Source organism: Streptomyces sp. NPDC048197 (assembly GCF_043202395.1).
Lineage (GTDB): Bacteria > Actinomycetota > Actinomycetes > Streptomycetales > Streptomycetaceae > Streptomyces > Streptomyces siderophoricus.
Genome location: NZ_JBIDAJ010000011.1, coordinates 124,258 through 137,687 on the forward strand (window position 1 = coordinate 124,258; position 13,430 = coordinate 137,687).

At 73.3% G+C, this 13,430-nt stretch carries 10 protein-coding genes; 8 read left to right on the top strand and 2 right to left on the bottom strand.

Translation table 11 applies throughout. The annotated features are described in order from the left end of the window. Positions 1-758 precede the first annotated feature (758 nt). The 8 genes from ACGF4C_RS17395 (at position 759) to ACGF4C_RS17430 (ending at position 10,815) form a co-directional block, all read left to right on the top strand. A complete protein-coding gene (locus ACGF4C_RS17395; protein WP_030800074.1) occupies positions 759-971 on the top strand; it encodes a hypothetical protein in 213 nt (70 codons plus the stop codon). A 202-nt stretch (positions 972-1,173) separates the two neighbouring features. Beyond that, the gene (locus tag ACGF4C_RS17400; protein WP_393567102.1) at positions 1,174-1,980 is read left to right on the top strand and encodes an HlyD family efflux transporter periplasmic adaptor subunit; all 807 of its coding nucleotides are present in this window, start codon (positions 1,174-1,176) and stop codon (positions 1,978-1,980) included. Continuing rightward, positions 1,977-4,259, top strand: a complete 2,283-nt coding sequence (locus tag ACGF4C_RS17405; RefSeq protein WP_393567104.1) for an NHLP family bacteriocin export ABC transporter peptidase/permease/ATPase subunit — start codon at positions 1,977-1,979, stop codon at positions 4,257-4,259. Before ACGF4C_RS17400 ends, ACGF4C_RS17405 begins: the two co-directional genes overlap by 4 nt. Beyond that, positions 4,260-7,142, top strand: coding sequence for an NHLP bacteriocin export ABC transporter permease/ATPase subunit (locus tag ACGF4C_RS17410; protein WP_393567105.1), 2,883 nt, complete (start codon positions 4,260-4,262; stop codon positions 7,140-7,142). Between the two features lie 111 nt (positions 7,143-7,253). Next, complete coding sequence (locus ACGF4C_RS17415) at positions 7,254-7,712, top strand: cyclic nucleotide-binding domain-containing protein (RefSeq protein WP_393567107.1); 459 nt, start codon at positions 7,254-7,256, stop codon at positions 7,710-7,712. Positions 7,713-7,868: 156 nt separating this feature from the next. Next, complete coding sequence (locus ACGF4C_RS17420) at positions 7,869-8,936, top strand: ABC transporter substrate-binding protein (protein ID WP_393567109.1); 1,068 nt, start codon at positions 7,869-7,871, stop codon at positions 8,934-8,936. Beyond that, a complete protein-coding gene (locus ACGF4C_RS17425; protein WP_393567111.1) occupies positions 8,933-10,030 on the top strand; it encodes a FecCD family ABC transporter permease in 1,098 nt (365 codons plus the stop codon). Before ACGF4C_RS17420 ends, ACGF4C_RS17425 begins: the two co-directional genes overlap by 4 nt. Beyond that, on the top strand, positions 10,027-10,815 hold the full coding sequence (locus ACGF4C_RS17430; protein ID WP_393567113.1) for an ABC transporter ATP-binding protein: 789 nt from the start codon (positions 10,027-10,029) through the stop codon (positions 10,813-10,815). The genes ACGF4C_RS17425 and ACGF4C_RS17430 overlap by 4 nt, the downstream gene beginning before the upstream one ends. A gap of 56 nt (positions 10,816-10,871) precedes the next feature. Here the strand turns inward: ACGF4C_RS17430 and ACGF4C_RS17435 are convergent, their stop codons facing one another. Beyond that, entirely contained in the window at positions 10,872-11,846 is a 975-nt protein-coding gene (locus ACGF4C_RS17435; protein WP_393567115.1) for an L-tyrosine/L-tryptophan isonitrile synthase family protein, read from the bottom strand. Continuing rightward, the gene (locus ACGF4C_RS17440; protein ID WP_393567117.1) at positions 11,840-13,171 is read right to left on the bottom strand and encodes a cytochrome P450; all 1,332 of its coding nucleotides are present in this window, start codon (positions 13,169-13,171) and stop codon (positions 11,840-11,842) included. Before ACGF4C_RS17440 ends, ACGF4C_RS17435 begins: the two co-directional genes overlap by 7 nt. Positions 13,172-13,430 lie beyond the last annotated feature (259 nt).

The window sequence follows — 13,430 nt, forward strand, 5'->3', positions numbered from 1 at the left end:
TGCGCCGGTCCCCGCGGGTCCCTTTCACCGTGCCGCAACCGGACACCGGCTGCCACCGGGCCCGCCGGCCGTCCGCCGCCCGGGGGCGGTACGGCTCCAAAACGCCCATTCCCGCCGAGTCGGACGGCGTGCCGTTATGCGGCTATGTCCGTTCTCGGGGCGGTCGATCCGATTCCATGGGAATGCCGTACGGATAGTGCCGAAGAATCCGTGCAAGGTGTTCAAGGGGCGCGATACCACCCCCGTAACTCCGGGTAAATCGGGCGACGTTAAAGCTTGCGCAACATTCGGCGGAGGGCTCCCCGGGTGCTCGCCGGAGTTCTGCGGGCACCCGCCGATCGGTGCCGTAAAAACTGTGTGTCTCCAAGGAATCTGCACACCGATTGCGCAGCCGGCACACCGCCTCCCGCTGCCCTCCCCGGCGCTGACCTGCACGTAAGCGGTTTGATGGGGGAATGTCCTGTTCGCCTGACGGGTCGTCGGCAGGCTGGGCGAACGCAAACCGCAGAGGTTGTGAAGAAGCTGCCACTAATTCATGGACGGGCGTCCACGTCAGGTAATTGAGAGGTTCGAAGCGGTCCGGATCGGCCGTAGTCCGATTAGCAGCACAACCCACCTGCATGCTTTGATCCTTCGCACTGCGGAAGTCGCGCAGAGGTTCTCGATTTCGAGGGCCCCGGCGACCGCTACCGCGGCCGGACCGCCCTGCGGACGGCTCGGCCGCAGCTATTTGAGATATGTATCCGAAAGGAATCATCATGCGCGAGATTCAGACCCAGGAAATCGCCGACAGCGAGCTGGACAACGTGGCCGGTGGCCTCGTGGGCAGCCTGGCCGGCACCGCCACCTCCACCGTTGACGGCGCCACGGGCCTCAACGTCGGCGGCACCCTGGGCACCGTCACCGGCACCGTCGAGGGTCTGACCGGCGTCAACACCGGCCAGGTCACGGGCCTCGTCGCCGGTCTCTAAAGACCGAACGGCAGGTCGGCGTCCCCTCCTTGCCGACATGCCGGCCGGATGCCCCGGAACCGCCAGGCCTTCGCCGGGTTCCGGGGCACCCGGCTGTCGAGCCCCGGACCGGACACCGTACGCTCGGCCCCACCGCGGCGGCCCCGACGGGCGCCGTGCCCGTTACGTCCTGACAGTCCTTTGCAGTTGAGGGAAGAGTGTCGTGCAGTTCCGCCAACAGGCCCTTTCCAAGCTGCAGTCGCCCGAGGAGATCGATCTGCCGGTGCGCTTCGCCCGGCCACAGGGACTGCTCGTCCTGATCGTCACGGTCCTCTGCCTGCTCGCCGCCGCCGTATGGGCGGTCACCGGCACCGTCTCCTCCACCCTCACCGCACCCGGGATCCTCACCCACGGCCAGGGCAGCTACGTCCTGCAGAGCCCCGTGGCGGGACAGGTCACCGCCGTACTCGCCCAGGAAGGCCGGCAGGTGGCCGCGGGCGCCCCGGTCCTCAAGGTCCGCACCGCACGGGGCACCGCCGTCGTCCGCGCGATCGCCGCCGGCCGGCTGACCTCGATGGTCGCCACCATCGGCTCGGTCGTCACCACCGGCGCGGACGTGGCCTCCGTCGAACGCGTGGCACACGCCGGCGACCCCCTGACGGCGACGCTGTACGTACCGGCCGAGAACGGCGCGAGCGTCCCCGTCGGCGCCTCCGTCGACCTCACCGTCCAGTCCGTGCCGAACCAGCAGTACGGCGTGCTGCGCGGCCGGGTCAAGGCCGTCGGCCGGACCGCCCAGACCCGCCAGCGGATCGGCGCCTACCTGGGCAGCAGCCAGCTCGGCGAGCAGTTCTCCAAGGCCGGCCCGCCGGTCGCCGTCCTGGTACAGCTCGACCGCGCCCCCGGGAACAGGTCCGGCTACGCCTGGTCCACCTCCGACGGCCCGCCCTACACCGTCGACTCCATGACGCTGGCCAGCGGCGCCGTCCACCTCGCCGCGCAGCACCCGATCGATTGGCTGCTGCCGTGACCGCATCCCAGGACTCCGCACCCCCGCAGGACCGGCTGCCGCCGCCCGGCCGCGGCCGGCACCGCCCCGAGGCCGCACCCGGCGCGCGCCGCCGCCGCGCCGCCCCGCCCCCGCCGCCCAAGAAGGTCAAGGCCGTCCGCACCCCCACCGTCCTCCAGATGGAGGCCGTGGAATGCGGCGCCGCCTCCCTGGCGATGGTGCTCGCCCACTACGGACGCCACGTCCCCCTGGAGGAGCTGCGGATCGCCTGCGGCGTCTCCCGCGACGGCTCCCGCGCCAGCAACCTGCTCAAGGCCGCCCGCAGTTACGGCCTGCAGGCCAAGGGCATGCAGATGGAAACCGCCGCGCTCGCCGAGGTCCAGGCCCCGGCCATCCTCTTCTGGGAGTTCAACCACTACGTCGTCTACGACGGCATGGGCCGCCGGATGGGCCGCCGCGGCGTGCACATCAACGACCCCGACAAGGGCCGCCGCTTCGTGCCCACGGAGGACTTCGACACCAGCTTCACCGGCGTCGCCCTGGTCTTCGAACCGTCCGAGTCCTTCCGCAAGGGCGGCCGCAGGCCCGGCGTCCTCGGCGCCGTGCCCGCCCGGATGCGCGGCACCACCGGCACCCTGCTCGCCGCCCTCCTCGCCAGCCTGCTGCTGGTCGCGGTCGGCGCGGCGGTGCCCGCGCTCAGCCGCACGTACATCGACATGTTCCTGATCGGCAACCAGACCTCGCTGCTCGGGCCGCTCTTCGCGTCGATGGCCGCGATGGTCGCGCTCACCGCCGTCCTCACCGGACTGCAACAGGCCAACCTGCTGCGCGGCCGGATCATCTCCTCCACCCTCACCAGCGCCCGCTTCCTGCGCCACCTGCTCCGGCTCCCGGTCACCTTCTTCGCCCAGCGCAGCCCCGCCGACCTGGTCCAGCGCCTGCAGTCCAACGACGCGGTCGCCGAAACTCTCGCCCGCGACCTCGCCGCCGCCGGCGTGGACGGCATCGTCGTCATCCTCTATGCCGTGCTGCTGTGGACCTACGACCCCCAGCTCACCGTCATCGGCGTCGGCATCGCCCTGCTCAACGTCGTCGCCATGCGGATCGTGATCCGGCTGCGCGCCACCCACACCGCCAAACTCCGCGCCGACACCGCCCGGCTCACCAACACCGCCTACACCGGCCTGCAGCTCATCGAGACCATGAAGGCCACCGGCGGGGAGAACGGCTACTTCCGCCGCTGGGCCGGCCAGCACGCCGCCACCCTGGAGGAACAACAGCGGCTCGGCGTCCCCAGCGCCTGGCTGGCCGTCGTCGCGCCCACCCTCGCCACCCTCAACAGCGCCCTGATCCTCTGGATCGGCGGACTGCGCGCCGTCGAGGGCCACATCTCCATCGGCCTGCTGGTCGCCTTCCAGGCACTGGTCACCCGCTTCACCGCGCCCATCACCCGGCTCAACGGCGTCGCCGGCCGCATCCAGGACTTCGCCGCCGACGTGGCCCGCCTCAAGGACGTCGAGTCCTTCCCCGCCGACAGCCTCTACACCCGGCCGGGCCCGGACGGCGACACCCGCCGGCTCAAGGGCCATGTGACGCTGGAGAACATCACCTTCGGCTACAGCCCGCTGGACAAACCGCTGCTCACCGGCTTCTCCCTGGCCGTCGGCCCGGGCCGCCAGGTCGCCCTGGTCGGCGGCTCCGGCAGCGGCAAGTCCACCGTCTCCCGCCTCATATCCGGCCTCTACAGCCCCTGGGAAGGCACCATCCGCATCGACGGACAGCGCCTGGAGGACCTCTCCCGCAGCGCGCTCGCCGGCTCCGTCTCCTTCGTCGACCAGGACGTCTTCCTCTTCGAGGGAACGGTCCGGGACAACGTGGCGCTGTGGGACCCCTCCATCCCCGACGACGCCGTCATCACCGCCCTCAAGGACGCCGCCCTCTACGACGACGTCATCGCCCGCCGCCCGGACGGCATCCACAGCCGGGTCGAACAGGACGGCCGCAACTTCTCCGGCGGCCAGCGGCAGCGCCTGGAGATCGCCCGCGCCCTGGTCCGGCGCCCCAGCATCCTCGTCCTCGACGAGGTCACCAGCGCCCTCGACGCGCAGACCGAACAGGTCATCATGGACAACCTGCGGCGGCGCGGCTGCGCCTGCGTCGTCATCGCCCACCGGCTCAGCACCGTCCGCGACAGCGACGAGATCGTCGTCCTCGACCACGGCGTGGTCGTCGAACGCGGCCGGCACGAGGACCTGGTCGCCGCCGGAGGCGCGTACGCCGAGCTGGTCAAGGAGCACTGAGTGTCAGCCCTGCCTCCGTTCCCGCACGCGGGACCCGGCGAGACCGACGCGGTGACCCAGGCCCTGGGCGGCCTCGGCACGCACGTCGACTGCGCCGGACTGCGCAGCGTCCCCCTCGAAGGGCCGCACGTGCTGTGGCTGGTCACCGCCGGCGCGCTCGACCTGTTCGCGGTCGACGCCGCGGCCGAGGGCCACTGGCACTTCCTCGGCCGGCTCGAACCCGGCGCCCTGCTCCTCGGCCCGGTCGACGGCCCCCAGCACACCCTGCTCGGCCGCCCCTCGCAGGACTGCGCGGTACGCCGAATACCGCTGCGCGAGCTGCCCCGTTGGGACTACGGCGGGTACGGCGAGCAGACCGACACCGGCGCGCAGCCCCTGTACGGCGCGCCCGGCGGCTACGGCCACCCCGCGGCGTACGGCCCGCTGGAGCACGCCTTCGCGCTGGGCACGGCCCGCAGCCTGGGCGTGCTCTTCGAGGCCCCGCTGGACGGCCGGCCCGGTGACGAGGCGGTGGCCGACGACGACGTCCTGTGGATGCCGGTCCCGCCCGGCAGCGTCCAGTACGGCGCCTCCTACAGCGCGGAGGCCGCCGCCGACCTGCTCGTCGACCCCGAGCTGTGGCAGCGGATGGTCAACCAGCAGTACCGGCTGCTGTCCGCCGTCGACCGCTGGATCGAGCAGCTGGAGCGCGCCCACGAGGACCGTACGGCGGCCGGCATCAAGGCCGGTGAGGCCGTCCGCGAACGCGCCGACCAGGCGCTGCTGGCCTCCATCGGCCGCCAGGACCGCGCCGGGCGGGGCGGCGCCGGGACGGACCGGGCCGGCGACGACACCACCTTCGCGGTCTGCCGCACGGTCGCCGAGGCCGCCGGGATCACCCTGACCGAACCCCCCAGGGGCGGCGCCGTCAACGACCGCATCAGCCCCGTCGAACGGATCGCGGTCAGCTCCCGGGTCCGCACCCGCGCGGTCCGGCTCACCGGCACCTGGTGGCGGACCGACACCGGCCCCCTGGTCGGCCACCGCGCCAAGTCCGGCGCCCCCGTGGCGCTGCTGTGGCGCCGCGGACGCTACGAGGCGGTCAACCCCGTCTCCGGCCTGCGGATGCGGATCGGCAAGGACAACGCCGACGAGTTCGAGGCCCGCGCCGTCATGTTCTACCGCCCGCTGCCCGAGCGGCCGATGAACCTGTGGCGGCTGATGCGCTTCAGCCTGCGCGGCACCCGCACCGACGTACGCAACCTGGCCCTCAGCGGACTGGTGACGGTCGCCCTCGGCGCCCTCGTCCCGATCGCCACCGGCAAGGTCCTCGGGGTGTACGTCCCGGCCGCCGACAAGGGCCTGATCGTGCAGGTGGCGCTGGCCGTCATCATCAGCAGCGTGGTCTCCGCCGCCTTCATGCTGCTGCAGAGCCTCACCGTGCTGCGCATGGAGGGCCGCATCGAGAGCGCCCTGCAACCGGCCGTCTGGGACCGGCTGCTGCGCCTGCCGACCAGGTTCTTCACCGAACGCTCCACCGGCGAACTGGCCAGTGCCGCGATGGGCATCAGCGCCATCCGCCGGGTGCTGTCCGGCATCGGCCCGGTCGCCGTGCAGTCCACCACCATCGGCGCGATGAACCTCGTCCTGCTCCTCGTCTACAGCGTGCCGCTGGCGCTCGCCGCGCTCGGCATGCTGCTCGTCATCGGAGCGGTGTTCCTCACCATGGGGCTGTGGGAGCTGCGCTGGCAACGACGGCTGATCAAGCTGTCCAACAAGCTCAACAACCAGGCGTTCCAGACCCTGCGCGGACTGCCCAAGCTGCGGGTCGCCGCGGCCGAGAGCTTCGCCTACGCCGCGTGGGCCCGGGAGTTCGCCCGGTCCCGGGAGCTCCAGCAGAAGGCCGGCCGGATCAAGAACCTCACCACCGTCCTCAACGCCGTCTACCTGCCGCTGTGCTCGCTGACCCTGTTCATGCTGCTGGCCGGCCCGGCCCGCGGCACCATGTCGGCCGGCTCGTTCCTCACCTTCAACACCTCGGTCACCATGCTGCTGACCTCGGTCACCCAGATCACCGGCGCCTTCGTCTCGGCCGCCGCCGCCCTGCCGATGTTCGAAGAGATCCGGCCGGTGCTGGACGAGGCACCGGAGGTACGCGGCGCCAGCGCCCAGCCCGGCACCCTCACCGGCGCCATCGAGGCCAAGAAGCTCTCCTTCCGCTACACCGACGACGGCCCGCTGGTCCTCGACGACATCTCCCTCCAGGTCCGCCCCGGCGAATTCGTCGCCGTCGTCGGCCCCAGCGGCTGCGGCAAGTCCACCCTGCTGCGGCTGCTGATCGGCTTCGACCGGCCCACCTCCGGCAGCGTCCTCTACGACGGCCAGGACCTCGGCGCCCTGGACCAGGCCGCGGTCCGCCGCCAGTGCGGCGTCGTCCTGCAGAACGCCCAGCCGCTCACCGGCTCCATCCTGGACTGCATCTGCGGCGCCGAGTCCTTCACCCAGGAGGAGGCCTGGGCGGCCGCCGAGATGGCGGGCCTGGCCGAGGACATCAAGCGGATGCCGATGGGCCTGCACACCATGATCTCCGGCGGCGGCGCGATCTCCGGCGGACAGCGGCAGCGCCTGATGATCGCCCAGGCCCTGGTCCGGCGGCCGCGGATCCTCTTCTTCGACGAGGCCACCAGCGCCCTGGACAACGAGACCCAGCGCATCGTCATCGACAGCACCCGCAAGCTCAGCGCCAGCCGCCTGGTGATCGCCCACCGGCTCTCCACCGTCATGGACGCCGACCGGGTGATCGTCATGGCGGACGGCCGGATCGTCGAGCAGGGCGCCCCGGCCGAACTCCTCGCCGACACCGGCGGCCATCTGCACGACCTGGTGCGCCGCCAGCTGACCTGACCCACCCGGGACCGCACCGCCCGTCCGGGAACGGCCGCACCGCCGGACGAGCCGTTCCCGCTCTCCCCGCCGTCCACGGCATATCGTGCCAACCATCGGACGGAGGATGAGATGGCCACGGCGCGCAACCTGTTCGACGCGATGCCCCCCGAGCAGCGGCGGATGCTGACCGAGCTCGCCCGCGAGGTGGCGCTGCCCCGCGCCACCCGGATCTTCGAGGAGGGCCGGCGGGCGGACCGGTTCTGGATCGTCCGCAGCGGCCAGGTCGCGCTCGACCAGCACGTCCCCGGCCGCCAGCCGGCCGTCGTGGAAACCCTCGGCCGGGACGAACTCCTCGGCTGGTCCTGGCTGTTCCCGCCCTACCTGTGGCACCTCGGCGCACGGACCGTCGGCCCGGTGGAGGCGGTCGAGTTCGACGCCGCCGCGGTCCGTGAGCTGTGCGAACGCGATCCGGTCCTCGGCCGCGCAGTGTACCGCTACGTCGCCGAGACCCTCTCCCGCCGGCTGCACGGCACCCGCACCCGGCTGCTCGACCTCTACGGCCCCCAGGGCAGCGGCTTCGACGACTGAACGGGCCGGACCGCACGAGACGCACCCACCCACCCCGCGCGAAAAGCCCCCGCGTCCCGGAACCGCACCCCGGAACCGGCCGACTACCTGTGCCGGGCCGGGTCCACGGCCCCCCGGCCGGGCGGACCGGCCGCAAAAGCGTAGGGGAGAAGCACCATGCGTCCTGGGAAGTTGTGCGGTCTGGCCGTGGTCGTGGCACTGACCGCCACCGCGTGCGGCGGCGGGGGAGCGGACACCGGCCCGGACGCCGCCGGCCGCGGCGGCGCCGGATTCCCGGTGCGGATCGCCGACTGCAAGGGCACGAAGACCACCTTCACCGCCCCGCCGCGCAGAATCGTCACCAGCAACGCCGCCGCCCTGGAGATGCTGCTCCGGCTGGGCGCCGGCGACCGCGTCATCGGCACCGGCTTCCCCCCGGGCAAGGGCACCCTGCCCGCGGACCTCGACGCCCGCGCCCGCAAGGTGCCCGTCCTCGGCAAGCACCTCATCCCCAAGGAGAAGCTGCTCGGCTCGGGAGCCGACCTCTACATCGACACCTTCGCCTCGATGGGCCACATGGGCGGCGCCGGGGACGCACCCACCGACGACGAGTTCGCGGCGGCCGGCATCAAGCACCTCTACCTCGCCTCCACCGCCTGCGCGCCCATGGCGAAGCAGCCGCAGCGGGACCTCACCGGGGTGGCGGGCGACATCCGGCGGCTCGGCGCGGTCACCGGTACGGCCGACCGGGCCGAGCAGCTCGTCGCGGGCATGCGGGCCAAGGTCGCCGCCGTGCGGAAGGCCGTCGGCACCGTCCCCGAGCAGCAGCGGCCGACGTACTTCTTCTTCGACTACGACGCCGGCACCAAACAGCCCCTCGCGGTCTGCCGCAAGCAGGTCGCCCACGCCGTCCTCACCCAGGCCGGCGCCCGCAACGTCTTCGCCGGCTGCGACGGCGACTTCCGGCCGGTCTCCTGGGAGGACGTGGTCGCCAAGGACCCGGACTGGATCCAGCTCGGGGTGCGCAACCGGGGCGACGCCGCGGCCACCTCCCGCGCCTTCGACGACGCGGCGGCGTTCCTGAAGAGCTTCCCCGCCACCAAGGGACTGACCGCGGTGAAGAAGGGGCACTTCCTGCGGATCGGTTCGGAGCGGACCACGATCGCCGGGGTCGGCACCGCCGACACGGTCGAGGAGATCGCGCACACGCTCTACCCGGAACGGTTCCGGGGGGCCCACCGGTGACATCCGTCCTCGCCGACGCCCCCGGCCGCACGGAGGCGGACGACCGGACCGCGCGCCGGACCCCGCGCGCCGGGCTGCTCGCCCTCGCCCTGGGCATCACGCTGCTGGCGGCCCTGACCACCGCGGTCTCCGTCGGCGCCACCGCCATCCTGCCCGCGGAGGTCTGGTCGGTCGTCCTGCGACGCCTGGGCGGCGCGCCGCCCAGGCCGGGCACCGACGACCTCATCGTCTGGCAACTCCGCGTCCCCCGCGCCCTGTTGGCCGCCCTGGTGGGCGCCGGCCTCGGTCTGGTGGGAACCGCGACCCAGGCGCTGGTCCGCAACCCGCTGGCCGACCCGTACCTGCTGGGCATCTCCAACGGCGCCTCGCTCGGCGCGGTCGCCGCGATCGTGCTGGGCGCGAGCACCGGCGGACTGCTCGGCCTGGGGCTGTCCGCGGCCGCCTTCGCCGGCGCACTGGCCGCGTTCGCGCTGGTGTGGTGCCTGGCCCGGCGCGGTGGTACCTCCCCCGGGGGCTTCTCGCCGCTGCGGCTGGTGCTGGCCGGGGTGGGCGTCGGCCAGTTCCTCTCCGGGTTCACCAGCTACCTGGTCCTGCAGACCGGCGACGAGCAGCAGACCCGCAGCGTGCTGTTCTGGCTGATGGGCAGCCTCAGCGGGGCCACCTGGAGCCTGCTGGGGCTGCCGCTGCTCGCCGTCGCGACCGGGCTGCTGGCCCTCCAGGCCCGGGCCCGCGCCATGAACGCCCTGCTCATGGGCGACGAGACCGCCGCCGGCGTGGGCGTGCCGGTGACCCGGCTGCGCCGCGAGTTGTTCGTGGTCACCAGCCTGCTGACCGGCGTCCTGGTCGCGGTCTCCGGCGCCGTCGGCTTCGTCGGCCTGATGGTGCCGCACCTGTGCCGGCTGGTCATCGGCGGCGACCACCGCCGGCTGCTGCCGCTGTCCGCGCTGACCGGGGCGCTGCTGCTGGTCGTGGTGGACCTGGTGTGCCGTACGGCCATGGACACCCAGGAACTGCCGGTCGGGGTGGTCACCGCGCTGATCGGCGCGCCCGCCCTGCTGTTCGTGCTGGACCGGCGGACGGCGGCCGACCGGTGAACGTCGCCATCGAGGACCTGCACGTCGGCTACGCGGGCCGCAACGTCGTCGCCGGGGTGCACCTGATGGCCGCCGCCGGCGAGATCGCCGGGCTCGTCGGCCCCAACGGCAGCGGCAAGTCGACCGTCCTGCGGACCGTCTACCGCCATCTGCGGCCCACCTCCGGTCGCGTCCTGCTGGCCGGCACCGACCTGCGCACGCTCACGCCCGGCCGGACCGCACGGCAGGTCGCCGCGCTGCCCCAGGAACGCGGCAGCGACTTCGAACTGACCGTCCGCGAGGTCGTGATGATGGGGCGGACCCCCTACAAGCGGGCCTTCGAGGGGGACGACGGCGCGGACCGGGAACGGGCGGCGCACGCGCTGGCCGCCGTCGGACTCGCCGGGCAGGAGGCCCGGAGGTTCTCCGCCCTCTCCGGCGGCGAACGCCAACGCGCCCTGCTGGCCCGGGCGTTCGCCCAGGACCCGGAGGTGCTGGTGCTGGACGAACCCACCAACCACCTCGACATCCGCCACCAGGTCGAACTGCTCACCCTGCTGCGCGACCGCCGCCGCACCACGCTGATCTCGCTGCACGACCTCAACGCCGCGGCCTCTCTCTGCGACCGGCTGCACGTGCTGCACGGCGGCCGGGTGGTGGCCTCCGGCACCCCGCGCGCGGTGCTCACCCCGGACCTGCTGGCCGAGGTCTTCGGCGTACGCGCCGCGGTGACCGCACACCCCCTCACCGGCGACCTGTTGATCGCCTACGACCACCGGGCGCCGCTGCCCGCGGAGTGCGGCTGACGGGGCAGGGTCAACCGACGGGGGAGGGAGGTCACACCGACCGCCCTCCCCTCTCCTCACCCCGCCGCCACGAAGTGGCTCGGCCGGCCGTCCCGGAGCACCGGCCGCCCGAGCCGCTCGGCCTCCGCCCGGTGCCGCAACTCCCGCCTGCCGTCCGGGTGTTCCAGCACGCACGAGTGCCAGGGCGTCAGCCAGACGTCCGGCGCCGCCAGCAGCCGGATCCCGAACTTCGCCGAGCCGCGCGGCTGCGGATGGATCGACAGCCGGACCGCGCCCGGGTGATGGCGGCCGACCAGCTCGCCCCAGGCCCGGCTGCGCCGCATCACGCCGTACGCGCGCCGGCGGCAGTCACGCTGCAGGGCCGAACGGGTGCCGGCGAACGCGGCGGTGTCCTCGAAGAGGAACCGGGTGGTGCCCCGGTACAGCCGGCGGGTCGGCTCGTGACTGCGGGCCTGGGCGCGCAGCGCCTCCAGCGTGGGGGCGTGCCGTTCGTCGACCAGCGCCCGCAGGGCGTCGTACGACAGCCCGGGGCCGTACACCGCCCGCAGGTCGAACACGTCCAGCCGGGTCAGCCCCTCGGCCCGGATCAGGGCGCGCAGCGCGTCACCGTAGGCGTCGACGGTGCGGTCGGGGACGTGGATGAGGTCGCTGAAGACATGCCCGTCGGAGCAGATGATCACCCGTGCGCCGGGCGGGTGGACGGCCTCGATCCGGGCGCAGAGCGCGTCCAGGAAGCGCAGGGCCAGTCGCTCGCCCTCGTCGGGGAGTGGGCCGAGCACCTTGGCCGGGTTCGGCGACTTGCAGGGGAAGCCCGGGAGCGTGAACACGATCGGCCGGCCCGCCGCCACCGGGCCCATGAGCTGCCGGTGCTGCTCGGGGAACGCCTCCGGCCCGTCCCCTCCCGCGGCGTCCAGCATCCGCCGGTACGGCAGGAGGACGGCGGGCACCGCCGCGCACACCGCCCCGGGGTCGGCGGGCGGCGGGGCGGCGGCGGGACGGGCGGGCAGCACACCGTCGGGGTGGGTCAGCACGCGGCGGCCGCCCCGCCCGCGAACCGCCCCGCGGTGAACGGGCAGCCGCCCCCGGAGGCCGCCCCGCCGGTGTCCCCACCGGTGTCCCCACCGGTGTTCTCTCCGGCCCCGTACGTCACCGGCAGCCGGTCGACGCCCCGCGCCAACACCGCCGGGATCCAGGCCAGTTGGTCGTCCGAGGTGGCGAGCCGGAGCCCGGGCAGCCGTCGCAGCAGCGTCTCCAGGGCGATCGCGAGCTCGATCCGGGCGAGCGCGGCACCGGGGCAGAAGTGGATGCCGTGGCCGAAGGCCAGATGCGACCGGGGGGAGCGGTCGAGGTCGAGGCGGTCGGCGTCGGCGAACCGGCGCGGATCCCGGTTCGCCGCGCACAGCGACACGATGACCGAGTCGCCGGCCGGCACCCGGGTCCCGTGCAGATCGGCGTCCTCGGCGAAGAACCGCCAGGTCGTCAGCTCGAAGGCACTGTCGTACCGCAGCAGTTCCTCGACCGCACGCGGCAGCAGCTCCGGACGGGCGGCCAGTTCGGCGAGCTGCCGCGGATGGCGCAGCAGGGCGACCAGGGCCGTGGTGATCTGGTTCGTGACCGGTTCCTGCCCGGCCACCAGCAGCTGGAAGATCATCGAATCCAGCTCCGCCGGCTCGATCCGGCCGTCGTCGCACGCGGCCACCAGCCGGGACAGCAGATCCGTGCCCCGCTCCCGGCGCTTGTGCGCGACCAGGCCGGCGATGTACCGCTGCAGCCCGCGCAGCCGCGCCTCGTAGGCCGGCCGGCCCGGGTCCGTGGGCCCCACCGGCTGGACCACCTTCCCCCAGTCCCGGTCGAAGCCGTTCGCCAACTCCTCGGGCAGGCCGATCACTTCGGCGAGCACCTGGAAGGGGAAACGGGCCGCGAAGGTCTCGACGAGGTCCGCGGTGCCGCTCTCCGGCAGCCCGTCGAGCAGGGCCTCGGCCCGCTCCTGGAACCGGGGCCGGAGCGCCTCGACGCGGGAGGGGGCGAAGGTGTCGGTGAGCAGCCGGCGCAGCGCGGTGTGCCGGGGCGGGTCCTGGTGCAGCAGATGCACCTGGAGCTGTGAGTGCTGCGGCTCGGGCATGATCGAGGCGCGGGCCCGCCAGGCCGCGTTGCCCCGGGAGTGGTGTTTGCCCAACCGCGGGTCGGTCAGCGCCTGATGGGCGGCCTCGTACCCGGTGACGAGCCAGGCGCACACCCCGCTGGGGAACCGCACCCGGTGCACCGGGCCGCGCTCCCGCAGCTCGGCGTAGAGCGGATACGGATCCCGGGTGTGGTCCGCCCCGTAGAGCTCGACGGGCTCGGGCAATCTGGACATGGGTGTTCCTCCACGGCACTGACCGGTGACCGCCGTGCGCGAACGGCACGGCGTGGGAGAGGTCGGTCGCCGGGCGCGTCGAGTTCCCGCCGGGTGCCGAAGAATCCGGCGGAAGCGGGGAGCGACGGAGGGCGAACGGGGGTGCGCGCAAACCCAGTTAGTCGGCCGGTGACACCACCGGGTTCCGGAGCCGGGACAGGATGAACCTCACGTGCCAAAGGCCCCCCGATCGGCCGCTGCACCCCGTGTCCACCTGCCA

Excerpts from the sequence above, each read along its gene's own strand:
- ACGF4C_RS17440 (WP_393567117.1), bottom strand. The coding sequence starts at position 13,171 with ATGTCCAGATTGCCCGAGCCCGTCGAGCTCTACGGGGCGGACCACACC.
- ACGF4C_RS17415 (WP_393567107.1), top strand. The coding sequence starts at position 7,254 with ATGGCCACGGCGCGCAACCTGTTCGACGCGATGCCCCCCGAGCAGCGG.
- ACGF4C_RS17420 (WP_393567109.1), top strand. The coding sequence starts at position 7,869 with ATGCGTCCTGGGAAGTTGTGCGGTCTGGCCGTGGTCGTGGCACTGACC.
- ACGF4C_RS17395 (WP_030800074.1), top strand. The coding sequence starts at position 759 with ATGCGCGAGATTCAGACCCAGGAAATCGCCGACAGCGAGCTGGACAAC.